We start from the raw sequence: 973 nt of genomic DNA, 5'->3' as shown, positions 1-973 counted from the left end.
CGGAGGCCGCCCGCATCGCCGACGAGGACGTGGCGAGCTGCCGGGCGATCGGCGAGCACGGGGCGGCGCTGATCGCCGCGATCGCGCGCAAGAAAACCGGGCCGGTCAACGTGCTGACCCATTGTAATGCCGGCTGGCTCGCCACGGTCGATTGGGGCACCGCGCTGGCGCCGATCTACGTCGCGCACGATGCCGGTGTGCCGGTCCATGTCTGGGTCGACGAGACGAGGCCCCGCAACCAGGGTGCGGCGCTCACCGCCTACGAGCTCAACGCCCATGGCGTGCCCCATACCGTCATCGCCGACAATGCCGGCGGCCACCTGATGCAGCACGGAGAGGTCGATCTCTGCATCGTCGGCTCGGACCGGACGACCTCGACCGGCGACGTCTGCAACAAGATCGGCACCTACCTGAAGGCGCTCGCCGCCCGCGATTGCGGCGTGCCGTTCTACGCCGCCCTCCCGTTCTCGACCATCGACTGGACGCTGACCGACGGCGTCGCCGGCATCCCGATCGAGGAGCGCGACGCCCGCGAGGTGACCCATCTCACCGGCCGCACCGACGACGGCGCCTTCGCGACGGTCGCGGTGGTCTCGCCGGGCAGCCCGGTGGCGAATCCGGCCTTCGACGTGACGCCGGCGCGCCTCGTCACCGGGATCATCACCGAGCGCGGCGTGGCGGAAGCGACGCCCGAGGGGCTGCTCGGGCTCTATCCGGAGCGCCGGGCGGCGGCTTAGAGCATTTTCCGACGAAGTGGATGCCGGTTCGTCGAAGAAAATGCGGCAAAACAAAGACTTAGAGAGCTTCGCGATGGCAACGCGATCGTGAAGCGCTCTAGCCAGCCCGGCTCGGCGCCAGCCAGGCACCCGCGAAGCGAAATGCCGTCTCTCCGCGCTGGTTGGTGCCCGTCGCCGTGTGGCTGACGACGCCCCAGCCCGGCCTTCGCGCACCCGGCCGGGCTGGGGCGTCGTCA

The 973-nt window shown here is 70.2% G+C and carries 1 protein-coding gene; it reads left to right on the top strand.

Annotated elements, in window-relative coordinates:
- Window positions 1-737 (top strand): S-methyl-5-thioribose-1-phosphate isomerase (gene mtnA / locus QR78_RS30075; protein WP_048431301.1); only part of this gene is annotated, 737 nt, incomplete at its 5' end.
- Between the last annotated feature and the right edge of the window lie 236 nt (window positions 738-973).

Origin of the sequence: Methylobacterium indicum (genome assembly GCF_001043895.1) — a bacterium.
GTDB lineage: Bacteria > Pseudomonadota > Alphaproteobacteria > Rhizobiales > Beijerinckiaceae > Methylobacterium > Methylobacterium indicum.
This window is presented reverse-complemented; position numbering and strand designations above follow the sequence as displayed.